The following is a 26,795-nucleotide window of genomic DNA, read 5'->3' on the forward strand; positions in this document are numbered from 1 at the left end:
TTCCATCTTCACGGCAAGATTTTACGATAACAGCATTTCAGAACTGTTGTTTTAAGGTGATGCATGTCCACTGAGTCAACAAGACAGAAAGCAACCGGGCCGAACCCTGCTACGCTGGCGCAGCGCATTGAAGAGCTGCGCAATCGCGAGCCTGTATATGTTTCGCACGGGGATACTCTGATGTTGCAGGGTATGGCGGCCACGTCGTTGCGTGAACAACGTCTGACCGGAAACCGTATCCGTTTGGAAGATTAAGTTCAGCCGCGAAACCCGGTTGCTATAACGAATTTCTCGGAGCTGTCCGAGCGGGATGCGGGCGGTTTCACATGCGCCACTTTCTGAAATTTCTGCTTCAGAAGTTTTTGCAAATCGCCCTCGGCACCGCCGGCAAGAACCTTGGCTACGAATGTGCCACCTTCTTCCAGCACGTCAAACGCGAAATGGGCCGCAGTTTCACACAGTGCGATGATCCGCAGATGGTCGGTCTGCTTGTGACCCGAGGACGCCGCGGCCATATCCGACATTACCACATCCGCCTTGCCACCCAGCCAGTCCTTGACCTTCTGGTCGGCGTCATCCTCCATGAAGTCCAGCACATGGGTATCGGCACCCGCAACCGGTTCCACTTCCTGCAAGTCGATACCCAGCACCGTTCCGATCCGTTTCCCCGATTTTTCGCCAAGCGCGTTTACCCGTTTGACAGCAACCTGGCACCAGCCACCAGGCGCGCACCCCAGATCAACAACCCGTGCTCCGGGAACGAGAAAGCGGAACTTGTCGTCAAGCTCCATGATCTTATACGCGGCGCGCCCACGGTATCCTTCGGTCTGGGCGCGCTTGACATAGGGGTCGTTCAACTGCCGTTCGAGCCAACGGGTCGAACTCAGCTTGCGACCCCGTGCGGTCTTTACCTTTACCTTCAAGTCACGCTGCCCGCGCCCCGAGTTGTTTTTGCCAGTTGGTGTCTTCGCCATCAGAACGGTCCGTCTTCCAGTACCCCGTCCGCGCTCATCTGCGCATAAAGCAGGCCCTCGCGCAGCCCCCGATCTGCCACGGAAAGGCGATCAGTGGGCCAACAGCGCAACAATGCCTGCAAAATGGCCGAGCCGGACATGATCAGGGCCTGCCGGTCTTCCCCAATCCGAGGATCCCGGCGGCGCCCATGAGGGCCGAGTTCTAAATACCCGCGTATGACTTTGTCAATCTGATCGCTGGTCATGCGCAGCCCGTCAACTTTGGTCCGGTCATACCGCTTGAGGCCCAGATGCGATGCCGCAACCGTTGTGACAGTTCCGCTGGTGCCGACGATCTGAAAACCTTCACGGGTCTGTTCGTCTTTGTAAGGTGCGAAATCGGCCAGGTTTTCTTCGAAAAACCAGCTCATCAACGCAAACCGCGCGGCGTCGTTTTCGACATCATTGAACTGATCCCGCAACGTGGCAACGCCCAGTGGCACGCTGATCCAGTCCACAACTTTTGCAGCCGGAAAAGGGCTGTCGACCGTGTGAAATCCGTTATGCAAACGCATGATCGCAGCCGGGCGGTCACGGCGAGGGACGGACGAAATGTCGATCCAGACCAGCTCGGTCGAACCGCCGCCAATATCGACAACCAACAGCTGTTCGGTCTTGGTGGACACCAGCGGGGCGCAGGAAATCACCGCCAAACGGGCTTCTTCTTCGGGTTGGATGATTTCAAGCGTCAGCCCGGTTTCGCGTTTGACCTGCCGGATGAATTCGCGGGAATTCTTGGCGCGGCGGCAGGCCTCGGTCGCGATCAGACGCATCCGTTTCACTTTGTTCCGCTTGAGCTTCTGTTGACAGATTCGCAGCGCCTGAACGGTGCGTGCCATCGACGCCCGCGACAGACGTCCGGTGCGTTCCAGACCCGCGCCCAGCTGCACGGACTTGGAGAAGCTGTCAACCACATGAAACCCGCTGCCCTTGGGCTGGGCTATCAACATGCGGCAACTATTTGTTCCCAAATCCAGAGCCGCATACAGGGCATCCGGATCGGGTCTTGCCGGCGCGGGGCTTTCGACCGCTTGCGGGAACGCGCCCGCACCTTTGGGACGCTTGGGCGCCATCGTAACGCCCTCCGATTTTCGAGTTGATTTGACCCTAGGCGGCGCATCGCCGACGTGCAAGCGATTTCCATTTCGAATTTAGTCTGGATGTCACACGTCGTTCATACTGAGGTGCGATTTGAACTTTGATCCCGGTTGAGGGATTCTTGATCGCAATTAGCCGCAGACGGAGCCTGCCATGAAAGATGAACGTGTCCTGACCTTTGACGAATTCGATGAAGTGGTGAATCCGCGCCCAGAGGAATGTGAGTTTGACCGCGTCGTTGAGCGTGCCTTGTCACGTCGTGGATTTCTGGGCGGCGTATTGGCGATGGGAAGTTTCACGGCCTTGGGTGGGGCGCTGCTTCCGACTGGTGTGCGTGCAGCCGCGGATCGCTTTGCGTTTGAGGCGATTCCGGCGTCAACTGCCGATGACGTCATTGTACCGCCGGGCTACAAGGCCGAGGTGATGGTGCGCTGGGGTGATCCGCTTTGGTCTGATGCGCCCGAATTCGATCCGGCCACCCGTGGAACTGCCGCCAGTCAGGAACGTGCATTCGGTGATAACACCGACGGTCAGGATGTGTTTCTACACGAGGGTCACGTTCTGCTGGTCGTAAACAACGAATACACCAATCGCGATATCCTTTGGGGAAACAACCCGGACGCCAAGGCCGCCTCGGATGACGATGTTGCCAAAGGCATGATGGCGCATGGTGTGACGGTGGTCGAGATTGCAGCTACCGATGGCAAGTGGGGCATTGTTAAGGATAGCCCGTATAACCGCCGCATCACGCCGCAGACAGACATGTCACTGACAGGACCTGCTGCGGGCCATGATCTGCTGAAAACTCACGCTGATCCGACGGGAACCGCCACTAAGGGCACCTGGAACAACTGTGGCAACGGCATGACCCCATGGGGGACGTATTTGGCCTGTGAAGAGAATTTCAACGGCTACTTCTCGGCTGAAGACGAAAACCACGAGGTCAGCGCCGAACTTCAGCGCTATGGCGTTTCGACCAAGGACTGGGGATACGGATGGGCCGGAATTGACGAGCGTTTCGATGTCTCGAAAAACCCCAACGAGCCGAACCGCGCAGGCTATGTTGTCGAAATCGACCCAACCGATCCGGCCTCGACGCCTCGCAAGCTGACTGCGCTTGGTCGGATCAAGCATGAAAACGCCGAGGCCATTGTGAACAATGACGGTCGCGTCGTCGTCTACATGGGTGATGATGAACGGGGTGAGTTCCTGTATCGCTTCGTCTCGGAAGGTGTTTATGCCGCTGGTGTGGATACGAATGCGCTGCTTGAGAACGGTACGTTGTCGGTTGCAAAGTTCAACGACGACGGGACTGGTGAGTGGCTGGACCTGACCCCCGAAACAACTGGTATGACGTCGCAGGCCGAAATCTGCATCCATACGCGACAGGCAGCGTCGGCCGTGGGCGCGACCACTATGGATCGCCCGGAATGGGTTGCAGCCAATCCGAACGCGCCCGAGGTCTATTGCTGCCTGACCAACAACAAGAACCGCGGTGTGAAACCGAATGCCGGTGGCGACGACACTTCGGTCAACGGGCCGAATCCGCGCGAGGCGAACAAATACGGTCAGATCGTGCGCTGGCGTCCTGAAGGCGGTGATCATGGCAAATCGGGTTTCGAATGGGACCTGTATGTACTGGCCGGAAACCCGACCGTGCATCAGGATGCGTATGGCGGTTCGGACAATGTCAACGCCGACAACATGTTCAACTCGCCCGATGGGCTGAAGTTTGACAGCAACGGCCTGCTGTGGATCCAGACCGACGGCAAATACAGCAACGAGGGCGACTTCGAAGGGCAGGGGAATAACCAGATGCTGGCAGGCGACCCGGTTACCGGTGAAATCCGTCGTTTTCTGGTTGGACCGAACGAGTGTGAGATCACTGGGCTCAGCTGGTCGCCGGATCGCCGCACCATGTTTGTTGGTATTCAGCACCCCGGTGAAGACGGCAACAGCCACTGGCCCGACGGTGGTAGCTCGGTTCCACGTTCAGCCATCATTGCGGTTACTCGTCAAGACGGCGGGCTGGTCGGTTAACCCTGGCAAGACGCGCTGAATCAAGCCTCGGGCAGGTCATGCCGTCCGGGGCGTTTTGTTCATTATGCAGCGCTCTCATAGTGACAATGAGGATTTTGGTATGCGTTTTCGCCGCGAGACGGGTTAAAACCCCGCCACGCCACCGTGGGCGAAAACGTCGCTTGAAAAGCGCCGGGTGTCGAAAACCGACCGACCCATCCCCACATTGAAGTTTAGAACCGGCCCATCGGGTTAGGAGGAATCACAGTAATGCCTGACGTCACCATCGTGTACTGGCGCGACATTCCCGCTCAGGTCATCGTCGGCAAAGGCCGTCGCGGCGCGAAGCGGCAATTGGAAGAACGGTTCGAGCAAGCCATCGACCGCGCCGCCATGAAGGTAAACGCCAAGGACAGTGATGCCTATCTGGCCGAATGGCGCAAGGCCGAGCCTTTTGCGGTTGATGGCGACCCGGCAGAAGTAGCCGAGGCCGAGGCCCTGCGTCTGGAAAAGGAATACGATCAGGACCGCATCAAAGCGCTGATCGCAAATGACGGTTGGGCATAAGCCCGGATCTTAATGGGAGGCCTCAATGGCTTTGCTGAACTTCAAGAAACGTGATGTGGTCGAAAACAGCCCTGTGAACCCGACCGTCGAAGCCTTCCTGCAAGGCTATTCGATCGAGGTCATGCCGCGGACCGCCGAAAAGGTCGAGGATTTCCGCGCGCTGCTGCCCGAAGGCACACGCGTCTACATTGCCCATATCGAAGGCACCCCGATTGAAGATATGGTCAAGACAGCCAAGCGGATTGCAGCCGAAGGCTATCCTGTCATGCCCCACTTCCCGGCGCGGATCATCAAGGATGCGGCGACGTTGGAAAACTGGATCTCGATGTACCAGGGCGAGGCGGGCGTCGAACAGGCGCTGTTGCTGGCCGGTGGCGTGACAAAGCCGCATGGCGATTTCGACAGTTCCATGCAGCTGATGGAAACCGGTCTGTTCGACAAGGCAGGGTTCACACGTCTTCATGTTGCCGGTCACCCCGAGGGGAACAAGGACATCGATCCCGATGGGTCCACCAAGAATGTCGATGACGCCCTGCGCTGGAAACAGAAATTCAACGAGACCACGGATGCCGAGATGGCGCTGGCAACCCAGTTTGCCTTCGATGCCAAACCGATCATCGCCTGGGCAGATAGTCTGAAAGAGGCGGGTATCGACCTGCCCATCCACATCGGTATCGCCGGTCCGGCCAAACTGCAGACCCTGATCAAGTTCGCAATTGCCTGCGGCGTCGGCCCGTCGCTGAAAGTTCTGCAAAAGCGCGCCATGGATGTGTCGAAGCTTCTGCTGCCCTATGAGCCGAATGATGTTGTGACTGAATTGGCCAACCACAAGGCGGCCAACCCGGATTTCAACATCACCAACGTGCACTTCTTCCCGCTGGGCGGGATCAAAACCAACGCCAACTGGGCGATCAATAATGGCGGCGCCTCGGCGCAGCCTGCAAACTCCTAAGGAACGGACATGACCCGTACAGTCGTAGAATCAAAAACAAAAACCGCCGTTCTGGGCTTTGACGAACCGTTCTGCGTGATCGGCGAGCGGATCAACCCGACCGGTCGGAAAAAGCTGGCGGCCGAACTGGAAGCAGGCGATTTCTCGACCGTCGAGAAAGATGCGCTGGCACAGGTGATGGCGGGCGCAACCGTTCTGGATATCAATGCGGGCGTCGTCTACAACTCGAACCCAAACCCGAACGAGACCGAACCGCCGCTTATGCGCAAGATCGTTGAGCTGGTGCAGGGGCTGGTTGAAGTTCCGCTGTGTATCGACTCGTCGGTTCCCGGTGCTCTGGAAGCGGGTCTTGAGGCGGCGGAAGGTCGCCCGCTGCTGAACTCGGTCACAGGTGAGGAAGAGCGTCTGGAACTGGTTCTGCCGCTGGTCAAAAAATACAATGTTCCTGTTGTGGCAATCTCGAACGACGACACAGGCATCTCGGAAGATCCCGATGTCCGTTTCGAAGTGGCCAAAAAGATCGTTGAACGTGCCGCTGATTTCGGCATCCCTGCGCACGACATCGTTGTTGATCCGCTGGTCATGCCGATCGGTGCGATGGCAACTGCCGGTCAGCAGGTGTTTGCTCTGGTCCGTCGCCTGCGCGAGGAGCTGGGCGTTAACACCACCTGTGGCGCGTCCAACATCTCGTTCGGTCTGCCGAACCGCCACGGCATCAACAATGCCTTCCTGCCGATGGCAATGGGTGCCGGCATGACCTCGGCGATCATGAACCCGGTGGCTCTGCCGGTGACGCAGGCAAAAATCGCCGAGAAAAAAGAAGCCGTTGCCGCAGCTGGCATCATCCTGCCCGAAGGCATGGATGACGAGACGTTCGTTCAGATGTTCGGCCTGGGCTCCACCAAGCCGCGCGCCGGTAAGGAGATGGAGGCCATCCGCGCCGCCAACCTGCTGACCAACAACGACCCGCATGGTGGGGAGTGGATCAGGTTCAACAAATCACCTGACGAGGCCGGTGGCGCAGCCGGTGGTCGTCGCGGCGGTGGCCGTCGTCGCCGCGCCTGATTGCATCAACAAAGACAGCTAAGGCCGGGCACTGTGCCCGGCCTTTTTCGTTTGACCCTGATCAATGTCGATTTTGCGCAAGGGTTCAGGATATCCTGATCCGGGACGCAACGATCAGGTGGCACCATGCGTAAACATCACCCCCCGAAACTCTCAGAAGCGGATCTGACCAAGCGGTTGGGCAAAAAGGAGTATTTCGAGCAACTGATTGATCTTCAGGCCAAGCTGGCCAGGATTCAACAAGCGTATCTGTTTCACGGGCTCAAGGGTGTGCTGGTGTTCGAGGGTTGGGATGCGGCTGGCAAGGGGGGAACCATTCGTAGGGTCAGCCAGGCTTTGGACCCGCGCAGCTTTAAGGTCTGGCCAATTGGGGCGCCCCGGAACTACTACCTCAACCGGCATTACCTGCTGCGGTTTTGGGAACGTTTGCCACCGTCCGGAGCGATATCCGCATTCGACCGCAGCTGGTACGGGCGCGTGTTGGTTGAGCGGATCGAGAACCTGACACCGGAAACACGCTGGCGCGCTGCTTATCAGGAAATCAATGATTTCGAACGCATGCTGGTCGACGATGGTGCCCGGATCGTCAAGCTGTTCTTCCACATCTCTGAAGATGAACAGATGCAGCGGTTTACTGAACGGCTAAGAAACCCGTTGAAGCGCTGGAAATTGACATACGAGGATTTCAGGAATCGCGAGAAATGGGATGATACCGAGATCGCCGTGGATGAAATGCTGGCCCGGACGTCGACCGATCTGGCACCGTGGCACGTGATACCGGCCAATAACAAAAGATACGCGCGCATCAGCGCCATGAAGGCCATTGTCAAAGCCTTTTCAGCCGGGGTCGATCTGAACCCGCAACATCTGGACAGCCGCACGCTTGAGGCGGCCATCCAGGCTTTGGATGTAGATGACTCGCTGATCGACAGTCTTCGTGCGCGGACCGAGTGACTTTTTCCAGGCAACCTGAAACGATCCGGCTTGCGTGTCAGGGAACTCTGGTTATATCTCAGGGGTGCGGCGGGTATGATGTAATGGTAGCCTGTCAGCTTCCCAAGCTGAACGCGCGGGTTCGATTCCCGCTACCCGCTCCAGAACTTTCAGGTCAGACGGTGTTTTCCGGTGAAGGCCTGCTCCGGCAAGAATTGGGGTCGTTTCGGGACGTTCCACCAAATTGACTTGTGCCTGTAGATATTTCCGGTTTTGGGCAGCCCCCTCGCGATTGGTAGGATTCCGGGCGTCTTATGATAGAGTGACCCCATCACTGTTGAGCAGAGCCCAACTATGCGGGAAATTGATCAGACCGGCACGAGTACACCCCAAGAGCCTTGCGCAGGTGATGTTCATGCCTTTCTGGAGAGCCTGACCGGCCCGTCCCGTGGAACGGTTTCCTGGCTTGTTGACAGCGCATTGACTGTTTCTGTTGGCGAAGGCCGTGCGCTAGGTCTGCGCCTGAAAGACAACACACCGCCCCATGACGAAGATATCGCAACGCTTCAGTGGTCCGAGGGGGGCTATGTGCTCAACGCGCTGGCGGGGCAAGACATCTGGGTCAATGGCCACAAGATTGTGTCGGCAACGCTGAAACACGGCGACATGATCGAGTTTGGCGAATTGGGCCCGATCTCCCGATACCGCATTTGTACTCAGAGGTTTCCCATTCGTCACACGGTCGAGGATATCCTAAGTGACGCCTATGCTTATGCGCGGTCAAGTCGCCGACCCTTTGCCCAAAGAATGTCGGGTGCGCTGCGTGAGAGTGGGCGAAGGCTTGTTTCTCAAACCACTATGTTCTTCAGGATTACGGTGGTTGCAGCGATTGCGCTGATCGCAGGTCTGCTGTTCCTGCTTTATCAAAACGACCGTAGACTGGCCGACAGCCTGCAACAGGAAGCCCGCAAGATCGAAGCGGTGTCGGCCATGCTTAGCCAGACGCGGGAAGATGTGCTGACCCCAGAAGACCTTGTGGCGTTGAGGGATGCCTTTCAGAACCAACTGATATCAACTGAGCAGCGGTTGGGTACCCTTGAACAGCGCGCGGGGGCGTCCACGCGGGTTATCACCGCCTCTACTCAATCCGTGGCTTTCATTCAGGGCGCCTACGGATTGCGTCATATCGAAAGCGGTAAACTGCTGCGCCATGTGTTGGGGCCAAACGGAGAGAAGTTGCAAACGCCTTTCGGACAACCCTGGATCGAACCGGACGCAACGGGTGAGCCCGCGGAGTTCCAGTTCACCGGCACTGGATTTCTGCTGGAGGGTACGCCGCTGTTGGCCACCAACCGCCACGTTGCCTTGCCCTGGACATCCGGCGACAAGGCTCAGGCACTGAAAAACGCAGGTCTTGAGGCCGAGATGCTGCGGTTGCTGGCCTATCTGCCAGGTCAGGCCGACCCGATTGAAGCCACTTTGGACCGGTTCAGTGAGACCGCTGATCTGGCACTTTTGTCGGTTGATCCAAACCGTGTCGAAGGGCTGGGATTACGACTGGCCGATGACCTTCCTCGCAGCGGTGACGAAGTCTTTCTTCTGGGGTATCCTACTGGCCTTAAAGCGTTAATCGCGCAGGCGGGGCCGGAATTTCTGAAAACGCTCGAGAAAGACGGGTCCGTCAATTTCTGGACGATCGCCGCACGGTTATCTGCGCAAAACCAGGTTCAACCTCTCGCCAGCCGAGGAATCGTGGCGCAGACAAGTCCAGGTGCAGTCGTTTACGACGCAGAAACAACGTCAGGAGGAAGCGGAGGGCCGGCCCTGAACCGCAAGGGAGAGGTGGTCGCGATTAACGCCGCGATCCTGCCAGAGTTCGGGGGTTCAAACATCGGGGTTCCGGTTTTGCACCTGAAAACCTTGCTGAATGAAACTGTCAGCCAGTGATCAATCACTGGTCTGGAAAGGCGATTTTTGAACAAAGAATACGACCGTCAACGGAACGATCACAGAAATCAGGGCCACGGCGATCAACAGGTGTCCAAGTTGGCCGTAATCGGCAATCGATGTGACGACACCGGTTTCCGGGTCGGTTACCGCGCGCGACACCACGAAAATCTGGTTCATGTATTTCGTTGCCAAACTGCTGGCCGACAAGGCCATGTTGGTGAATGACGCCATGACGGCAAAAAAAGTTGCCTTCAGATGCACAGGAGCATTACGTGCGATCCAGGCCAGCATCGGAACCATCGCGATTTGACCCAGCGGAGATTCAACTGCGGTGTCGAGGATTGCAATGAACCTTGCGTCTACGATCCCGTCGGTATGCGCAGATGTCCATTCATGCACGCCGTAATACAGCGCAAGGTTGGGCAGGGCGAGGACCCCCGACGCGATGGTCAGAATGATAACGACCTGCGCAATCGAGCGGTTGGCCATAAACGGTCTAAGGACGATGAGCCCGACCAGTGCGAGCAGGGACGTCAGAAGCGCCAGGATTGCCAGGAACTGCTCGTCAAACCCCAACTCGTCGATTTCGAACCAGGTCAGCCCCGGCCCGGGCAAGGGAACCGCACGAAACACGAAAATGATTATCGCCGTACCAATCAGAGCCTTTGCCTGATTTGGGTTCAGTTCCTTCACCAAGCGCGACATCAGGTACAAGATCACACTCAGTGAGACTACAAATATAGTTTCCTGGGCAAGTTGGAAATTCGATGTTCCCAATACGATACTCAGTACAACAAATGCGAGACCGCCCAGCAGGATCGGCCATTTGACCTCGGTAGTTTGGTCAGGGGTATGCGGGGGATGACCTAGGCGAAGATGTTGACGCTGTATCAAACCGTGCAAAACCACACCGCTGACGGACAACAGCGGAATGACAAGCGCGATCAGATAGACGTTGCCATACAATGCAAGACGGTCTGATTTCTGCATGCCCTCGGTTCCCGAGAACACCCAGATATTGACCGCGGCTACGGCTGCGAATCCCGAGAAAATGGCGATCCTGCCCAGTGTTTGCATTGTTGTATGCTGCGCACGGGTTTCCTCGGGCGAAAACGGCTGCCCGTCGGGATTGATCTTTGGAACGGCCTCGACCGTCATCGCGTCGGCGACGACATCCTGAATGGCATAGCCGGAAGGCGCCAAGAGCAGGGCGATGATATACCAGTGTTCCAGCGGCATGACATCAGCCATATGTCCGGGAAAGGCTACAAGCCCGTACATGGTGAGCAGGGACAAGGTGATTATGGTCGCCCCCAATAGGATCAGCAATGACTTCCACCGCCAAAACAGATCAACGATATGACCCAGTGGCATTTTCAAGATCCAGGGAAGCCCGGCCCAAAACGCGAGCCCGGCAACAAAGGAAGCGGATAGGTTAAGATAGTCCTTAAGAAAAAAAGCGCCGACGACCGATGTCAGGCCAGAAACCCCGGCGGCAAAGTAGACCATGAGCGGTGGCAGGTAGGACCATCGCATCTGTCGCGCCAGATCAACAAAGGTTCTATGCCACCATGCAGAAAGCGGCGCTCCTGTAGAAGGCTGGTCAGTGGTCATGTTCACGTAAATCGCATCGCAGGATTTCCTTGACCCAATGATACAGGCTTACAGAAACGCGGACGCAAAAAGCAACAAACTGGTCACCACCCCAAAGAGGGGAACAACAAGTGGCACGCGGAACTGCGGTTCTTCGAATTCAGCCCGGGTCTTCAAAAGGATCAGTGAAAGATTGACCAGCACAAAGACCCCCAGAACAATTTGCGACGTGCGCTCGGCCAGAATGGCGATTGGAAGCGTTTGGGTCAGCAACAGGATTATCGCCGTGACCATGATTGTCGCTACCGTTGGTGTCTGAGTGACCTGAGATACCGTAGCCAGAAACTTTGGCAAATGATCCCGATCCGCGAGCCCGTAAATCACGCGGGATGCCATGATCATCTGGATCAGAACACCATTGATCGTGGCTACGATGGCAATGGCCGAAAACCCCTGCTGGATAACCTCGGGCGCGTCCGTGAAGATCAGGGCCAGCGGAGCGGCGGACGTCGAAAGGACATTGATCGGCACCACATTCAGAACAGTCATGGACGTACCAAGATACAAGACCGTGGCCAGAACAAGCGTCAACAGGATCGCTTTCGGGATTGTTCCGGCGGGGTCTTTAACTTCTTCAGCGACATTCGCCATGTCCTCGAAACCCACAAAGGCGAAAAACGCCAGAAGCGAAGCGGCCAATATCCCTCTCCAGGCGTTTGGGTCCAGCCCAGGAACCATCTGGGTGAGCGCATAGCCCTGAGGGTCTGGAAGGGACAGGCCCCAACCAATAACGACAAGTAGCCCGCTGATTTCTATGATGGTAATGACTGCCGCCACCATTACCGACTGCGTGATCCCCCATAGGGCGATCAGCCCCATGACCAGAACAACACCGATTGTCAGACTTGAAATGCCTAAGCCTGTAAGCGTTTGAAGGTACGACGCGGCCCCGATAGCCACGGCCGAGGCCGAGATGATGCCCGAGGCGGCCACCGCGAGACCGACCAGAACGGCCATCCAGCTTTTCTGAAACCCTGCTTCGACATAAGCGGCTTCACCCGCACTCACAGGATATCGGGTTGCCAATTCTGCGTAAGACAGGGCAGTCAGCGCAACAACAAGCGCAGCAATCAGGAACGAAACAGCGGCAAATGGGCCCGCAATCCCGGCCGTCGCACCAACAAGCACGTAAATTCCAGCGCCCACGGTTACCCCAAGCCCATAGAGCGTGAGCAGCGGGGTCGTCAGCGCCCGTCGCAGCTTTGGTGTCTTTTGTTCTACGATGGGCATCATCTATCCGCCAATTGCTTCGCTCCGCGTGTCTTAAGTTGGCTTCGACGTTTCTGTACTTGGCTAGTTGCCTCGATCATATGCAGTGACTGGCGTGCGTTAGGTTCCGAGGAGCCTGAGGGTAGTCGGCAGAAGAGCGCGCCTCGCATTTGCCGCGCCCGTGGAGTGAAACCTTCGCGCCGTTGAAGTACTGATCACCGGTAAATTTGCTTGGGGTCAGGCAGGTGAGCGTCGGGCCCGTTGATATATTCGTACTTCACTATGTGGTCACTTTGCGTGCTTTGATTCAGGTCAATGAAAGCGGATCGTCACACTGAATCGTAGACCGGTGCGCCTTTTACACGCAATGAACCGCCGAACTTTCTGAGCCTTAAGGAATGCGGTCAAGCAAGGAGTCTCGGGTGACCAAATGGGTCGAAAGCTCCAAAGACTGGCCCGCAGAGTTCGTTTCGATCATCCGTATCAGCTCCTGCGCAGCTTTTTGTCCCATTTCACGGTGGGGCACGTGAACTGTTGTCAGGGCAGGGCTGACAATGCGCGCGATTTCGATGTCGTCAAAGCCGGTTATCGACACGTCTTCGGGCACTCGGAGCCCCATTTTCTGCGCCTGCCTCAATGCGCCGACTGCCAGAACATCGTTTCCGCACAAAACTGCGGTCGGTGGCGTGTCAGTCGCCATGAGATCCCTGAACGCCGTCGCGCCATTTTCGAATTCATACGTGGTTTCGATCACCATTAGGTCATCCGGCTGCAGGCCGTGCTCGGCCATGGCGCTTTTTATCCCTGCGATCCTGAGCCGCGCCCGGTCATTACCCGAACTGATACCCGATATCGTCGCAAGACGCGTATGTCCTTGTCTGATGATCTGGTCTGCCAGCGCTTTCATGGCCTTGCGGTTGTCGAACCCAACTGACGGCACAGGTTTATCCGGCAGAAAGGACCAGGCAACCAGCGCGGGCACTTTCCGTCTGTCCAGGTAATCGTAAATATCTGCGTCCCTGTCATGACCGATCAATAACAGCCCATCCGCACCCCGTGCGACCAGGGTTCGGATCTGATCCTTTTCCGCTTCGGGCTCATAGGCTGAACTGGAGACCAGCAACGTGTAACCACGCTGATGTATCTCTTCCTGAAACGCCTGCAACCCCCTTGCGAATATCGCGTTTTCCATGGTGGGGATGATGGCGCCAATGGTAAATGACCGCTTGGCCGCCATCACGCGGGCCGCGAAATTCGGCGTGTACCCCAATTCCTCGACCGTCGACAGGACACGTTTGCGCGTAGCTTCAACAACTTGCTGCGGGTTGTTCAGACACCGGGACACTGTCGCGGTCGAAACACCCGCGGCCTTGGCAACGTCATCCAGTGTCGGAGCAGACCGATGTTTTGACATTCTCGAACTCTCAATTCCAGTTGGCTTAAGTTAATCGCATTTTTCAAATGATGAAAGCACCAATGTAAGCGCTTGCAATATTGATGTAAGCGCTTACAAAGGTGTTGAGCCGATTCTGAATGGGAGTCCCGGAAATGGTCCTTGCTGCATCTGTCGTCGTTTTCGCGATCTATTTCGCCAACGTTGCTTTGGGTGCTTTTGCAGGCCGCGCGTTTCTTGGTGACGTAGGAGAGATGTTGGTTCTGTTCGCGGCGTCGATTTTGTTCGTTGTCGCGATTCTGAAAAAGGAAGCTGACCGAAACGCAACAGACGGCAGCTGAACTTTTGCTTGGGAGGGCAATTCATGAACAACGACGAGATTGAACTGGCGTCAACAGAACGTCGCAACTTTCTGAAGCTGAGCGCGAGTGGCGCGTTCACGGCCGCATTGGTTGCCGGGGCAGGGGGTGTTTTGTGGTCTTCCGAGGCTGCCGCGCAAACCGCAAAAGAAGAGAGTGAGCGCGAAAAGGCCGCAGACCACGTTATGACGGTGGCCACAGCCTATGTGCTGGGTGCGTCGCGCAGCTATCCGATCATGCAGCTGGATCTGAAGGAAAACATCCAGAATGCTACCAACGGCAAGGTCTATGTCAAATTGGCCCCCGGTGGTCAGCTTGGCGCGGGCGGTGCGCTGGTGCAGAAAGTACAGGGTGGAACCATTCAGGCCGCGCAGCACTCGCTGTCGAATTTTGCGCCTTTTGCGTCCACGGTCGACCTGATCAACATGCCGTATCTGTGCGGGTCGAACCAGCGCTTCACCAACCTTGTCCATTCGGACACATGGAAAAGCGAAGTCCACCCCAAGGTCGAGGCGGCAGGCTTCAAGGCCCTGTTCTACGTGAATATCGATCCGCGTGTTGTCGCAGTCCGGCAGGGTGGCAATGCGGTCATAACACCGGGGGACATGGGCGGGATCAAGTTCCGCGTTCCCGGTTCGAAGATGCTGCAACAATACTATCGCATGGTTGGTGCCAACCCGACGCCTGTGGCATGGGGTGAAACACCTTCGGCGATCAAGCAGGGTGTTGCCGACGCGCTCGACCCGTCAGTTGGAGCACTGTATGTCTTTGGTTTCAAGGACATCCTCAGCCATGTGACCTTCACGCAGGCCGTTCCGGACAGTCAGGTTTATTCCTGTAATCTGGAGTGGTTCAACTCGATGCCTGCTGACGTGCAGGAAGGCATTATGTGGGGTGCCGAGATGACTGGCCATCAGAACCTGTCCAAGGTTCCATCGGCGCGTGCTTACGCCATGTCCGAGCTGAACAAGGCTGGTGTTGAATTCCATTCACTCAGCGATGATCAGTTGGCGGAATGGCAGGATGCCGGTGGATATCAGCGTTCGGAATGGGATCCTTTCAAGACGGAACTGGCCGGTTCGATGGACAACTTTGAGAAGCTGGTCGAAGCGGCCGGTACGCAGGGCAAATACTACGTCCACGACGCCTAAGGTGAAACCCGTGGGCGTCTGTCGGCGTCCACGATTCTTGTACCGCGCGGCCGACAGTGGCCCGTCAAGGCAGGTACGGACTGGGCTGTCCCATCGCCGGAGGATCAGATGACCGTTCTTCAGAACATTGACCGAAACGCCGAACGCTGGTTGCTGCTGGTGTTCTACGTGATGCTGGTGATCACCATGGCCATCGAGGTGCTGCGGCGCGAGATATTCGCCTATTCCTCGATCTGGGGCGAGGAAATCGTGCGGTATTCCTTTATCTATCTGGCTTGGATCGGTGCTGCTGCCGCGGTGAAAGAGCGCGCTCATATCCGGATCGATGTGATCATGCACTATGTCGGGCCGCGCCCCAAGGCACTGCTTTATATCTTCGGCGATCTGGTGATGTTCCTGGTGGCGATCATCGCACTCTACTGGTCGTATGAAGCCGTGCACGTTTCGGCCAAGTTTGGTTCCGTTACGGACGGATTGCGGATTTCCAAGGTTTGGTTCCTGATGGCCGTGCCGACCGGGTTTGCCCTGATGATCTGGCGGCTGATCCAATCCCTGTTGCGCGATCTGAAATGCCTTCGCGACGGCACGCCCGTCTTCGAAGGCGACAAACTGTTTGACTGAGGAGAGACCGGATGCTTTGGAACTCCCTCAATCAAACTGTTGAACTGGGCTGGGATTTTTATCTGCCGGTGATCCTGTTTGTTGCCCTGATCGCTTTGGCCGTACCGGTTTGGGCGGCCATTGGAACGGCTGCGATCGTAATGCTGATCATGTCCGGTGACCTTCCTCTCAGCCTTGTCGGAGAGAGCCTGTTTACCGGCATCGATGCTTTTGCCCTGACTGCCGTGCCCCTGTTTATCCTGACCGGGGATGTTCTGGTTCGGACGGGGTTGTCACGCAAGTTTCTGGATGTTGCCGAGGCTTTGACATGCTTCGCCAAGGGCGGCTTCGGATCGGCCACGGTGCTGGTCTGCGGAATGTTTGCCGCGATTTCGGGATCAGACGCCGCCGGGGCTGCTGCGGTTGGCAGGATGACCATCAACCGGTTGGTGGAAAGCGGGTATCCGCGCCCCTACGCGTGTGCTCTGGTCGCGGCCGGTGCCTGCACCGGCATTCTGATACCGCCCTCGATCGCCTATATCATCATCGGCCTTGTGCTGGGTATTTCCGCATCGACGCTTTTTCTGGCAGCTCTGATCCCGGGTCTGGCTATCCTGGTGTCGATCCTGATCACCAATATCATCATGAACCGCCTTTATGCATACGAAGGCGGCGGCATGATGACCACGGGGGAGTGGTTGGCCAATCTGGGCAAAGCGCTCAGGTCTGGCTGGTATGCCTTTATCGTGCCGGGGATTATCTTTTATGGCATCTTTTCGGGCCGACTGACGCCGACTGAGGCTGGTGCCACGGCTGTTGTCGTCACCATCATCATGGGCTTCATCCTGCGTACGCTGACATTGGCGGATTTTCCGTCGATGCTGGTCAGCTCTGCAAAGGTGAACGGGGTGATCCTGCCGATCATCGCGTTTTCCGCTCCGCTGGCCGAGGCGCTGGCGATCATGGGTGTTCCTCAGGGGTTTGTCACTTCGGTGACCTCGCTGACAGACGACCCATATCTGCTGATCCTGTTGATGATCGGCATTCTGATCGCAGCGGGCTGCGTCATGGAGACGACGCCGAATATCGTCATCCTGGCACCTATCCTGAAACCACTGGCGGACAATATCGGCATGAACGAGATCCAGTTCTGCATCATGATGATCACCGCGCTGGGAGTGGGTTTTATCACCCCGCCGCTGGGGCTGAACCTGTTCGTCGTATCTGGCATTACCGGTGAATCCATTCTGAAGATTGCCGCCCGAGCCGTGCCTTTCGTATTGACCATGCTGATCGTGGTGATCCTGATCGCCTACGTGCCAGCCGTGTCGACAACATTGCTCCCTGAAATCTACCAATAGGACTTGCTGAACATGCCTCGTGAATATCTGAAAAAGGCAACTTTAACGGCTCAATCACACGCCTCAGAGGTGCATGATACGGTGAAGACAATTCTGACCGATATCGAGGCGGGCGGTGATGCAAAGGCAAGAGAATACGCCGCCAAGTTCGACAAGTACGAAGGGAATGTCTTGCTGACCCCGGCTGAGATTGAGGCCGCCTGTGCAAAAGTTTCCGAAAAGCTGAAAGCCGACATCCGTTTCGCCCACGACAATGTCAGGCGCTTTGCCGAGACGCAGAAAGCCACCGTTTCGGACGTCCAGACCGAGATTGTGCCAGGCTTCGTTGCTGGGCAGAAGGCGATCCCAGTGGACGCTGCGGGGTGTTACGTGCCGGGGGGGCGATACAGCCACATCGCCAGTGCGATTATGACAGTGACCACCGCGAAAGTTGCGGGATGTCGACACATCACGGCGTGCTCGCCCCCGCGTCCCGGCGAAGGGGTCGCGCCTGCCATCGTTTATGCGGCGCATATCTGCGGGGCCGACAGCATTCTGGCTATGGGGGGCGTGCAGGGCGTTGCCGCCATGACCTACGGCCTGTTTGGTCTACCGCGCGCCAACATCCTTGTGGGCCCCGGCAATCAGTTCGTGGCTGAAGCCAAGCGCATCCTTTACGGCAAGGTCGGTATCGACATGATCGCAGGTCCAACCGACAGTTTGATCCTTGCCGATCAGTCTGCCGATGCGCATGTCGTCGCCACCGATTTGGTCAGTCAGGCCGAGCACGGATACAACTCGCCGGTTTGGCTGGTCACCGATGATCGCGACCTTGCTCGAAAGGTGATGGAACTGGTGCCTGCGCTGATCGCCGATCTGCCGGAACTGAACCGCGAAAACGCCTCGGCCGCATGGCGCGATTATGCTGAGGTTATCGTCTGTTCCAACCGCGAAGAGATGGCCGCCTGTTCCGACGAATACGCACCTGAGCATCTTACGGTTCAGGCTGAGGATCTGGATTGGTGGCTGGAACGGCTGACCTGTTACGGATCGCTGTTTCTGGGCGAGGAAACAACCGTGTCATACGGAGATAAGGCGACCGGTACGAACCATGTTCTGCCAACCTCGGGCGCGGCCAGCTATACTGGCGGGCTGAGTGTCCATAAATACATGAAGATCGTGACGTGGCAGAGGGCCACCCGCGAAGGGTCAAAGCCCATCGCCGAAGCGACCGCGCGGATATCGCGGTTGGAAGGAATGGAAGGTCACGCCCGTGCCGCAGATGTGCGTCTTGCAAAGTATTTCCCGGACGAGCAATTCGACTTGACCGCCGATGGATGACCCGCGCTCATTGTTTGACCTGACTGGCCGGGTGGCGTGTATCACCGGTGCCAGCTCGGGACTTGGGCGGCAAGTGGCACGGACTCTTGCCGCGGCAGGTGCGCGTGTTGTCGGCGTGGCCCGGCGCGGCGAGGCATTGGCGCAGATGCAGGCCGAGATTGGCGCGCGCGCTGCAACGGTTGTTGCAGACGTTGCAGATCGAGATGGGGTAAATGCGTTGACACAGGACGTCGCTTCCAAGTTTGGCCCCCCCGACATTCTGGTCCATGCGGCTGGGCTGAACACGCGTGAGGCCGCCGATGATGTTACTCCTGAGGGGTGGGACGCAACGCTTGCCCTGAACCTGAGCGCGCCGTTCTTCCTTAGCCAAGCCATGGTGCCAACAATGAAGGAAAAGGGGTGGGGGCGAATTGTCAATTTCGCCTCGCTGCAAACAACGCGCGCTTTTCCAGGTGGTATCGCCTATGGCGCGTCCAAAGCGGGGATCGGGCAGTTGACACGCGCCATGGCCGAGGCGTGGTCGCCCTTTGGCATAAACGCCAACGCCATCGGACCGGGGTTCTTTCCCACCGAACTGACGCAGGCTGTGTTCGACGACCCCAAGCGCGCGGAACGGAACGCCGCGCAAACCTGTATCGGACGCAATGGGCGGATGCAGGATATCGACGGGCCGATCCTGTTCTTATGCTCTCGGGCGTCTGACTATGTCACGGGACAGGTTCTGATGGTTGACGGAGGGTTTACTGCCAAATGAAGGCTCTGGTTTACAAAGGTGTTGAACACATGGTGTTTGACGATGTGCCGAATGCCGAACCGGGCGCATCGGAACACCTGATCCGGGTCGAGGCGGTTGGCATCTGCGGATCGGACATGCACGCCTATCTGGGCCATGATGCACGTCGCCCAGCGCCCCTGATCCTCGGGCACGAGGCAGCCGGTGTCATAGCTGATGGTATCCGCGCCGGTGACCGGGTGACGATCAACCCGCTGGTAACCTGTGGCCAATGCGCGGCATGTCGGGCGGGTCGCGAGAACCTGTGCCCGGACCGCCAGATCATCTCGATGCCACCGCGCGAAGGGGCGTTCGCGCAATATGTCTCGATGCCAGGCAGAAATCTTGTCGACGTGCCCGATGATGTCCCTTTCGCCAAGGCTGCGCTGGCTGAACCTCTGGCTGTAAGCTGGCACGCAGTCAGACTGGGGATCGAGGCTCTGCATTCTGCGATGGACCGCCGCGCCTTGGTGATTGGCGCAGGGGCCATTGGCCTTGCGGCGGCCTTGGCCCTGCGGGCGCAGGGTATTGAAGACGTTACAATCGCGGAACCAAACGCGTTGCGCCGGACTTATCTGGCGGAAATCGATAGTTTTGCACTTGTGGATGCGCCCAATGGGTCTTTCCCGTTGGTCATTGATGCTGTTGGATATGCCGCGACACGGTCGGTCGCTTCGGCCCTGGTCGCGCCGGGTGGCGTGATCGCGCATGTCGGATTGGGTGAAGATGCCAGAGGTCTGGACGTGCGTCGCATGACCTTGCAGGAAATCACCTTTATCGGAACCTACACCTACACCGCGCAGGATTTCCGCGACACGGCTCAGGCGATCTTTGACGGCCGTCTTGGCGCCCTGAATTGGGTCGATGAGCGTGCACTGGCCGATGGCGCGCAGGCGTTTCGCGATATCCGCTCTGGCTCTGTAGCCGCACCAAAGATTATCCTGAGACCCTGGGGATAAACCTGACAGAACTGGAGGCCACCATGTACAAGAAAATTCTGGTCCCGATGGCTTTGGATCACGGCATATCACAACACACGCTGGAGGTCGCGCGTGCCTTGTCCGAAAACGGGGCCGAGATCATCGGATTGCATGTCTACGAAATGCCACAGGGATCAGTCAGCGCCTATCTCGACAAATCCGCAGTGGCCGAAGGGTTCGAACGCGCGAGGCGGGCATTGTTGCAAAAAGTTGACGGGCTGGATGGTGTGAAAGCCGAAATTATCAAAGGACACACCGCCCGCACCATCATTGACTACGCGACCAGCAACAATGTGGACTGCATTGTTATAGGTTCGCACAAACCGGACCTGAGCGACTACTTTCTGGGATCGACAGCGTCACGCGTTGTTCGTCATGCCCCCTGCGCTGTACATGTGCACCGCAGAACCTGATTTCCTTAATCGCGCCAAGCGCCCCAACAGGACCAACAGCCCGACCATGAACATAGACAAGAAGATAACCGACGATCTGGTGGCCAACGATATCTCGTTCGTCACCACCGTCCCGTGCAAGCAACTGGCGGGTGTCATCGCTGAAATCGACCAGCGAGAGGGCATCCATCACATCCCGTCCAACAAGGAAGACGAGGGGATGGGCCTGTGCGCCGGGGCATGGATGGGCGGCAAGCGTCCCGCGATCATCATGCAAAACACCGCAATCGGTGTGACGATTAACACACTGGCGACACTGATCCAGTTTTATCGCATGCCATTGCCGATGCTGATTTCCTATCGCGGAGAGCTGCGCGAACCGGTTGCCTGCCAGGTTGAAATGGCTGTGCATACCAAAGCGCTGCTGGCTCAGCTGAATATCCCGACTTATCACTTCCACCATCAGTCAGATGTTGAGGAACTCGACGCGATCCTCAAATACACCTTTATGTGCAACAAACCGGTCGCCATTCTGACCGATGCCAGTTTCTGGGGAGGCTATGGCGACCAATGATCCGCTCTGAAATTCTGAAAGAAATCGCTCCGATCCTGCGCGATCAGCTTGTTGTTTGTAACATCGGCATTCCAAGCCAGGAGCTGCATGCCATCGACGACCAGCCTACCAATTTTTACATGCTGGGCACGATGGGGCTGGCCTCATCCATCGGTCTAGGTCTGGCCTTGTCGCAGCCCAAGCCGGTTATCGTGATCGATGGGGATGGGTCGGTCCTGACCAATCTGGGTACCTTGCCGACCATCGCCAATAACGTGGCGGACAACTATATCCTGTTGATCGTCGACAATGGCTCTTACGGGTCCACTGGGGATCAGCCGACTTATGCCGGGCAGAAGACCTCTCTGGCGAAAATGGCGGAAGCCGCGGGATGCGAGCGAGTAATCGAATGTCAGGCCGAAGACACCGGCCGCGTGCTGCAAGAAGCGCTGGATTCGAAACAGATGACCATCATCGTGGCCAAGTGCGAAAGCGGAAACGCCAAGATGCCTGTTATCACGATGGATCCGGTGGTGATCCGCGACCGGTTCATGAAGGCCGTACAGGCCTGATGCTATCCAGCGCTATCCACAGTTCCGAAGACGCCCGCCGCCTGGCGCGGCGGCGTCTGCCGTGGATGGTGTTTGACTATATCGATGGGTCTGCCGGGGCCGAGGTTGGCGCAGCCCGAAACAGGGCTGCACTGGATAAGCTGATCCTTCGCCCTCGGATTCTGAAAGATGTAAGTGAAAGGTCGCTGGCTTGTTCCGTCTTTGGCAGGTCGACCCAGCGCCCGTTTGGCATCGCACCGATGGGTATGTGCAACCTGTCGGCCCCCGGTGCAGATCTGATGCTGGCACGTCTTGCGGCGCGGTACGAGGTGCCGCTTGGGGTGTCAACCGTCGCATCGACCCCGTTGGAAGACCTGATTGTCGAGGCAGAAGGACATGCCTGGTTTCAACTGTATTTCAGCGGCGATGGCAGTGGCACGTTCAAGCTGGTCGAGCGTGCAAAGGCTGCGGGGTACGAAACGCTGGTACTGACGGTCGACGTGCCCGAAGTGGGACGTCGCCCGCGCGAATTGCGCCATGGGTTCAGGATGCCGTTCAAAATGGGTCCGAAACAGGTGCTTGATTTTGCGCTTCATCCGCGGTGGTCGCTGTCGACGCTGCTGCGGGGCAAGCCCGAAATGGCGAATTTCCTGATGGACGGATATGATTTTGATCGCCGGGAAAGCCGGGCCAGGGCGACTTGGGAGACTTTGGCCCGTCTGCGCGACCAGTGGGCCGGGAAACTGGTGGTCAAGGGCGTTCTGGATGCAGAGGACGCGCTGAGCCTCAGGTCGGCAGGTGTCGATGCCATTCAGGTCTCAAGCCACGGTGGGCGCCAGTTGGACAGTGCGCCAGCGCCGATTGCCGTATTGCCAGAAATTCGGAACGCCGTCGGTCCGGATTATCCGCTGTTTTACGACAGCGGTTTGCGCTCGGGCGAGGATGTTTTGAAAGCGTTGGCAAACGGGGCAGATTTTGCCTTCTTCGGCCGCATCCTGCAATTTGCAATCGCGGCAGAAGGGGAAGAAGGGCTTGAGCAGCTGTGGTCTGTGCTGAGTGATGAAATGAGTATTGCCATGGCGCAGATGGGCGTTTCGTCGCTGGGCGAGGTGCGACGCGCAACCTGAAACCAGTTTGGGGAACGACCCAAGGCGTACCTGCGAGTCGTTCCTTTGCTGGTTTAACCGCGACGTCTGCGACGGCGTCCACCGCCTGTTTCGCTTTCTCCGCCCGTGTTGAAGCTTGGATTGGGCAGCGTGACAACCTGCGTCAGTTCCGGGAACGGATCGGTTTTGTGCGGGATCGCGTTGGCGGCCACGAAATGATCCTGGAACTTCGGCTCAATTGCGGTTTCGATCTTGGTGATCTCGCGCACGACGCGTTCGATTTCAGCGCGTGATCCGATATTGCACAGCGCAATCCGCGCGCCTGTACCAGCGGCATTACCCGCGCTGGTGACCTTGTCCAGCGGTGCATCAGGGATCATGCCCAGAACCATGGCGTGTTTGGTCGAAATATGAGCTCCAAAGGCACCGGCCAGAACCACACGATCCACCTTGTCAACTTCCATCTCGTCCATCAGCAGACGCGCACCGGCATATAGCGCGGATTTTGCCAGCTGGATGGCGCGGATGTCGCCCTGCGTGACGGTGATGCGGGGGCCACCTTCGGCGCTGGCATCGTGAATCAGGTAAGCGTGTGTGCGGCCTTCAGGAATGCAGCGGGCCGTTCCAGTCTGTTCGGCCGATCCGATCAGGCCGCTTTCATCCAGAAGGCCAGCCATGCGCATCTCGGCCACAGCTTCGATAATGCCCGAGCCGCAGATGCCGGTGATACCAGTGGTGGCGACATCAAGGTCAAAGCCGTCTTCGTCCGACCATTTCTCGGACCCGATGATGCGAAAGCGGGGTTCCTTGGTGAGGGGATCGATTTCGATCCGCTCGATCGCGCCGGGTGCTGCGCGCTGGCCAGAACTGATCTGAGCGCCTTCAAACGCAGGCCCGGTTGGTGAGGAACAGGCCAGAACGCGGCTGGTGTTGCCCAGCAGGATTTCGGCATTGGTGCCCACATCGACGATCAGAACCAAATCCTCGGATTTGCCGGGTTCTTCGGACAGGGCAACCGCCGCACAATCCGCGCCCACATGGCCCGCGATGCAAGGCAGGATGTAGACCTGCGCGCGGGGGTTCATGGTGGTCAGTTCCATCTCGCGTGCGGGCAGGGACATCGACTCGGACGTGGCCAGGGCAAAGGGCGCCTGACCCAGCTCGACGGGATCCAGACCCAGCAGCAGATGGTGCATGACCGGGTTACAGACAAACACCGTTTCAACGATCAGCGCGGTGTCAATGCCGGCTTCTTCGGCGATTGAGGTGGTCAGGTCATTGATCGCCTCGCGCACGGCTTTTGTCATTTCCCGATCCCCGCCGGGGTTCATCATGGAATATGAAACACGGCTCATCAGGTCTTCGCCAAAGCGGATTTGCGGGTTCATCAGACCTGATGACGCTTTAACTTCGCCGGTTTCCAAGTCGGTCAGATGAGCCGCAATCGTAGTTGAGCCTAGGTCGATGGCCAGCCCATACAACCCGCCTTCGTGCAGGCCGGGCCAGATTTCGACAATGCGTGCGACGCTGTCCTTGTGGCCTTTGTGAACGGCCACAGTGACTTCCCATTTGCCTTTGCGCAGAACCGGTTGCAGCTTGGACAGAAGCGATAGGTCCGCCGTGGCCGCGTCAATTTTCCATTGCTCGCGCAGCGCACGTTCAAGGCGCTCCAGATCGCCGGTTGGCGAATGCATGTCGGGCTCTTCCACCACCACGAAATACAGACGCGTTGCCGGATCCATGGTGATGGCGCGTGCCGTGGCGGCCTTGCGAACGACCTGACGATGCACCTGGCTTTCCGGCGGCACGTCGATCACGACATCGCCCTGAACCGAGGCCTGACATCCCAGACGACGACCGGGTTTTAGGCCGCGCTTGTCGTCATAACGTTGCTCGACCGCGTTCCATTCGCTCAGCGCATCCTGGGCCACCGTGACGCCGTGCTTGGGAAACTCGCCATAGCTTGGGGTGATCTGACACTTTGAACAGATACCGCGGCCCCCGCAAACCGAATCCAGATCCACTCCCAATTGGCGGGCTGCGGTCAGAATGGGTGTGCCGACAGGAAAATGCCCGCGTTTGCCGGACGGGGTAAAGACGACAAGTGGGTCGTTGGTCATGAGTGACATGCCTTTTTGTGTTCGCGCGTTTTCCCGGCAAGATATGGGTTTGAGCGCAAAGGGAAAGGGCTATCAGCGGCACGATTTGCACGGCATGCGTCGTTTTCTTCGGCTGTATAGTCAACTGGAGCCACAGAGTTGCCCTCAAGGGCTTTTCCTTTGGTTCAATCCATGCAATAGGGTCACCGCCAAACGGGCTTTTGCATGGGGTATTCAGATGCAGATTCGTGAGGCACTCACCTTTGACGACGTTCTTCTAGTTCCGGCCGCATCTTCAGTGCTGCCGGCAACAGCGGACACCACCACGCGTGTCACGCGTGAGATTACCATGAACATCCCGCTGCTGAGCTCGGCCATGGACACGGTGACCGAGGCGCGCATGGCCATTGCCATGGCACAGGCAGGTGGTATCGGGGTCATCCACAAGAACCTTTCCGTAGAAGAGCAGTCTCGCGAAGTTCGCCGCGTCAAACGGTTCGAGTCGGGTATCGTCTACAACCCTGTTACCTTGCGCGCGGATCAAACCCTGGCCGATGCGAAGGCTCTGGTCGAGCGCTATAATTTTACCGGTTTCCCGGTAGTTGACGCGGATGGCCGCGTTGTTGGTATCGTGACCAACAGGGATATGCGCTTTGCCAATTCCGACAACACACCGATCAAGGCGATGATGACCTCGGAAAACCTGGCAATGCTGAAAGAACCCGCCGATCTGGAAGAGGCTAAAAGCCTGATGCGAGCCCGTCGTATCGAAAAATTGCTTGTGGTTGATGGCACGGGAAAACTTACAGGTCTGCTAACGTTGAAAGACACCGAACAGGCGGTTCTGAACCCAACAGCGTGCAAAGACCGGCTTGGCCGCCTGCGAGTGGCTGCCGCGACTTCGGTTGGAGACGCGGGTTTTGAGCGGTCCGAGCAGCTGGTAGCTTCGGGTGTTGATATCATTGTGGTCGATACGGCGCATGGTCACTCTCAGGGCGTGCTGGATACGGTGAGACGGGTCAAAACCCTGTCGAACGAGGTTCAGATCATTGCCGGAAACGTTGCTACAGGCGAGGCGACCAAGGCGCTGATCGACGCAGGTGCTGACGCCATCAAGGTGGGTATTGGCCCCGGCTCGATCTGTACAACACGCATGGTGGCGGGCGTTGGTGTCCCTCAGTTGACCGCGATCAGTGATTGTGCCGCCGCGGCGGGGGATGTTCCGGTCATTGCGGATGGTGGCATCAAGTTTTCGGGCGATTTTGCCAAGGCAATTGCCGCCGGTGCGTCGTGCGCCATGGTCGGTTCGATGATCGCGGGCACAGACGAAAGCCCGGGTGAGGTCATTCTGTATCAGGGCCGGTCGTTCAAATCCTATCGCGGTATGGGCAGTCTTGGTGCGATGGCGCGCGGATCGGCGGATCGGTATTTCCAGAAGGACGCGGCAAATGACAAGCTGGTACCCGAAGGGATCGAAGGGCAGGTTCCTTACAAAGGATCAGCCAGTGCAGTGATCCACCAGCTTGTTGGTGGTTTGCGCGCTGCGATGGGATACACCGGCTGCGCGACCGTCGAAGAGATGCGCAGAAACTGCCAATTCGTGAAGATCACGGGCGCAGGTCTGAAAGAGAGCCACGTACACGATGTTCAGATCACACGTGAAAGCCCGAACTACCGGGTGATGTAAGCCGTTGCGCAT

General features: G+C 57.6%; 25 protein-coding genes and 1 tRNA gene. 20 read left to right on the forward strand and 6 right to left on the reverse strand.

What is annotated here, in order from left to right:
- The first annotated feature begins 63 nt into the window (after positions 1-63).
- Positions 64-255: a hypothetical protein gene (locus tag AC2FPW_RS02600; protein WP_480480831.1), complete on the forward strand. Its 192-nt coding sequence runs from the start codon at positions 64-66 to the stop codon at positions 253-255.
- Between the two features lie 2 nt (positions 256-257).
- Here the strand turns inward: AC2FPW_RS02600 and AC2FPW_RS02605 are convergent, their stop codons facing one another.
- Together AC2FPW_RS02605 and AC2FPW_RS02610 are read right to left on the reverse strand one after the other, a co-directional pair.
- A complete protein-coding gene (locus tag AC2FPW_RS02605; RefSeq protein WP_267365935.1) occupies positions 258-974 on the reverse strand; it encodes an RlmE family RNA methyltransferase in 717 nt (238 codons plus the stop codon).
- Positions 974-2,086, reverse strand: coding sequence for a Ppx/GppA phosphatase family protein (locus AC2FPW_RS02610; protein WP_267365936.1), 1,113 nt, complete (start codon positions 2,084-2,086; stop codon positions 974-976). Before AC2FPW_RS02610 ends, AC2FPW_RS02605 begins: the two co-directional genes overlap by 1 nt.
- 178 nt (positions 2,087-2,264) lie before the next feature.
- Between AC2FPW_RS02610 and AC2FPW_RS02615 the strand changes: the two genes are divergently transcribed.
- From AC2FPW_RS02615 to AC2FPW_RS02645, 7 genes are all read left to right on the forward strand, one after another.
- Positions 2,265-4,151 (forward strand): PhoX family protein, encoded by a 1,887-nt coding sequence (locus AC2FPW_RS02615; protein ID WP_496812472.1) that lies wholly within the window; start codon positions 2,265-2,267, stop codon positions 4,149-4,151.
- 249 nt (positions 4,152-4,400) lie between these two features.
- A complete protein-coding gene (locus tag AC2FPW_RS02620; protein ID WP_209503861.1) occupies positions 4,401-4,697 on the forward strand; it encodes a virulence factor in 297 nt (98 codons plus the stop codon).
- A gap of 25 nt (positions 4,698-4,722) precedes the next feature.
- Positions 4,723-5,649 carry a methylenetetrahydrofolate reductase gene (locus tag AC2FPW_RS02625; RefSeq protein ID WP_480537915.1) on the forward strand — a complete coding sequence of 309 codons (927 nt, stop codon included), beginning with the start codon at positions 4,723-4,725 and terminating at the stop codon, positions 5,647-5,649.
- A gap of 9 nt (positions 5,650-5,658) precedes the next feature.
- Positions 5,659-6,714 (forward strand): methyltetrahydrofolate cobalamin methyltransferase, encoded by a 1,056-nt coding sequence (locus AC2FPW_RS02630; protein ID WP_267365939.1) that lies wholly within the window; start codon positions 5,659-5,661, stop codon positions 6,712-6,714.
- A 126-nt stretch (positions 6,715-6,840) separates the two neighbouring features.
- On the forward strand, positions 6,841-7,668 hold the full coding sequence (locus AC2FPW_RS02635; protein WP_496812473.1) for a polyphosphate kinase 2 family protein: 828 nt from the start codon (positions 6,841-6,843) through the stop codon (positions 7,666-7,668).
- Between the two features lie 69 nt (positions 7,669-7,737).
- Positions 7,738-7,811 (forward strand) — tRNA-Gly (locus AC2FPW_RS02640).
- Between the two features lie 190 nt (positions 7,812-8,001).
- Positions 8,002-9,594: a trypsin-like peptidase domain-containing protein gene (locus tag AC2FPW_RS02645; protein ID WP_496812474.1), complete on the forward strand. Its 1,593-nt coding sequence runs from the start codon at positions 8,002-8,004 to the stop codon at positions 9,592-9,594.
- On the opposite strand, the gene AC2FPW_RS02650 is transcribed toward AC2FPW_RS02645, so the two are convergent.
- The 3 genes from AC2FPW_RS02650 to AC2FPW_RS02660 form a co-directional block, all read right to left on the reverse strand.
- Complete coding sequence (locus AC2FPW_RS02650) at positions 9,595-11,211, reverse strand: MFS transporter (protein ID WP_496812584.1); 1,617 nt, start codon at positions 11,209-11,211, stop codon at positions 9,595-9,597.
- A gap of 48 nt (positions 11,212-11,259) precedes the next feature.
- Positions 11,260-12,480: an APC family permease gene (locus tag AC2FPW_RS02655; RefSeq protein WP_496812476.1), complete on the reverse strand. Its 1,221-nt coding sequence runs from the start codon at positions 12,478-12,480 to the stop codon at positions 11,260-11,262.
- A 370-nt stretch (positions 12,481-12,850) separates the two neighbouring features.
- Positions 12,851-13,873: a LacI family DNA-binding transcriptional regulator gene (locus AC2FPW_RS02660; protein ID WP_496812477.1), complete on the reverse strand. Its 1,023-nt coding sequence runs from the start codon at positions 13,871-13,873 to the stop codon at positions 12,851-12,853.
- A gap of 134 nt (positions 13,874-14,007) precedes the next feature.
- Here AC2FPW_RS02660 and AC2FPW_RS02665 point away from each other — a divergent pair, with 134 nt between their 5' ends.
- The 11 genes from AC2FPW_RS02665 (at position 14,008) to AC2FPW_RS02715 (ending at position 23,018) form a co-directional block, all read left to right on the forward strand.
- A complete protein-coding gene (locus AC2FPW_RS02665) occupies positions 14,008-14,193 on the forward strand; it encodes a hypothetical protein (RefSeq protein ID WP_267366030.1) in 186 nt (61 codons plus the stop codon).
- 23 nt (positions 14,194-14,216) lie between these two features.
- Positions 14,217-15,362 (forward strand): TRAP transporter substrate-binding protein, encoded by a 1,146-nt coding sequence (locus AC2FPW_RS02670; protein WP_267366029.1) that lies wholly within the window; start codon positions 14,217-14,219, stop codon positions 15,360-15,362.
- A 108-nt stretch (positions 15,363-15,470) separates the two neighbouring features.
- Positions 15,471-15,983, forward strand: coding sequence for a TRAP transporter small permease (locus AC2FPW_RS02675; protein ID WP_209503870.1), 513 nt, complete (start codon positions 15,471-15,473; stop codon positions 15,981-15,983).
- An 11-nt stretch (positions 15,984-15,994) separates the two neighbouring features.
- Complete coding sequence (locus tag AC2FPW_RS02680; RefSeq protein ID WP_496812478.1) at positions 15,995-17,323, forward strand: TRAP transporter large permease; 1,329 nt, start codon at positions 15,995-15,997, stop codon at positions 17,321-17,323.
- A 12-nt stretch (positions 17,324-17,335) separates the two neighbouring features.
- On the forward strand, positions 17,336-18,643 hold the full coding sequence (gene hisD, locus AC2FPW_RS02685; protein WP_267366027.1) for a histidinol dehydrogenase: 1,308 nt from the start codon (positions 17,336-17,338) through the stop codon (positions 18,641-18,643).
- On the forward strand, positions 18,636-19,397 hold the full coding sequence (locus AC2FPW_RS02690) for an SDR family NAD(P)-dependent oxidoreductase (RefSeq protein WP_496812479.1): 762 nt from the start codon (positions 18,636-18,638) through the stop codon (positions 19,395-19,397). The genes hisD and AC2FPW_RS02690 overlap by 8 nt, the downstream gene beginning before the upstream one ends.
- Positions 19,394-20,374: an alcohol dehydrogenase catalytic domain-containing protein gene (locus AC2FPW_RS02695; RefSeq protein ID WP_496812480.1), complete on the forward strand. Its 981-nt coding sequence runs from the start codon at positions 19,394-19,396 to the stop codon at positions 20,372-20,374. The genes AC2FPW_RS02690 and AC2FPW_RS02695 overlap by 4 nt, the downstream gene beginning before the upstream one ends.
- A gap of 23 nt (positions 20,375-20,397) precedes the next feature.
- Positions 20,398-20,808: a universal stress protein gene (locus AC2FPW_RS02700; RefSeq protein ID WP_480505127.1), complete on the forward strand. Its 411-nt coding sequence runs from the start codon at positions 20,398-20,400 to the stop codon at positions 20,806-20,808.
- 46 nt (positions 20,809-20,854) lie between these two features.
- Entirely contained in the window at positions 20,855-21,361 is a 507-nt protein-coding gene (gene comD / locus AC2FPW_RS02705) for a sulfopyruvate decarboxylase subunit alpha (protein ID WP_480537898.1), read from the forward strand.
- On the forward strand, positions 21,358-21,912 hold the full coding sequence (gene comE / locus AC2FPW_RS02710) for a sulfopyruvate decarboxylase subunit beta (protein ID WP_209503877.1): 555 nt from the start codon (positions 21,358-21,360) through the stop codon (positions 21,910-21,912). The genes comD and comE overlap by 4 nt, the downstream gene beginning before the upstream one ends.
- Positions 21,912-23,018 (forward strand): alpha-hydroxy acid oxidase, encoded by a 1,107-nt coding sequence (locus tag AC2FPW_RS02715; RefSeq protein WP_480830842.1) that lies wholly within the window; start codon positions 21,912-21,914, stop codon positions 23,016-23,018. The genes comE and AC2FPW_RS02715 overlap by 1 nt, the downstream gene beginning before the upstream one ends.
- A 53-nt stretch (positions 23,019-23,071) precedes the next feature.
- Here AC2FPW_RS02715 and AC2FPW_RS02720 read toward each other — a convergent pair whose 3' ends face one another.
- On the reverse strand, positions 23,072-25,117 hold the full coding sequence (locus AC2FPW_RS02720) for an ASKHA domain-containing protein (protein ID WP_496812481.1): 2,046 nt from the start codon (positions 25,115-25,117) through the stop codon (positions 23,072-23,074).
- Positions 25,118-25,334: 217 nt separating this feature from the next.
- Here AC2FPW_RS02720 and guaB point away from each other — a divergent pair, with 217 nt between their 5' ends.
- Positions 25,335-26,783: an IMP dehydrogenase gene (gene guaB, locus AC2FPW_RS02725; protein ID WP_496812482.1), complete on the forward strand. Its 1,449-nt coding sequence runs from the start codon at positions 25,335-25,337 to the stop codon at positions 26,781-26,783.
- The last annotated feature ends 12 nt before the right edge of the window (positions 26,784-26,795 follow it).

It is taken from the genome of Ruegeria sp. SATB027 (assembly GCF_059613825.1).